The organism is Burkholderia sp. 9775_39, assembly GCF_015712225.1.
In the GTDB taxonomy this organism is placed as follows: Bacteria; Pseudomonadota; Gammaproteobacteria; order Burkholderiales; family Burkholderiaceae; genus Burkholderia; species Burkholderia cenocepacia.
Genome location: NZ_JACCQC010000103.1, coordinates 1 through 409 on the forward strand (window position 1 = coordinate 1; position 409 = coordinate 409).

The window sequence follows — 409 nt, forward strand, 5'->3', positions numbered from 1 at the left end:
GGCCGGTACCAGCCTCAGCACGGTCTTTGCGCAGCCGCGCAATCTGGTGTCGGCGCGGTTCCTGTCGATGCTGCGCGACATCCTGCGCTTCAACCGCCAGGCGCACACCAACCTGGCGGTGGCCCGAAGCGAGCGCCACAGCCTCGGCGCGCTGCTGGCGGCCGGCCGCTATGGCGAGCCGTTCTGCGCGCACTATCTGCTGCCGATGGCGGCCGCAATCTGGTCGACGCCGAGCCGCGAGATCCTGGCATTTCCAGCCGAAACGTTCCTTCGATTCTGTCTAAACCACGGCTTGCTGCAGGTCTTCAACCGGCCGCGTTGGCGTACCGTCAAAGGCGGCGCGCGCAGCTATGTGCAGGCGATTGCCAGCCGGCTGGCCGATGTGCGTGTCGGCACGCCGGTGCGAGGC

1 pseudogene is annotated in these 409 nt (G+C 68.0%); it reads left to right on the top strand.

Going from position 1 to position 409, the window contains the following annotated elements:
• A pseudogene (locus H0X90_RS35465) lies at positions 1–409 on the top strand (NAD/FAD-binding protein); the annotation flags it as partial.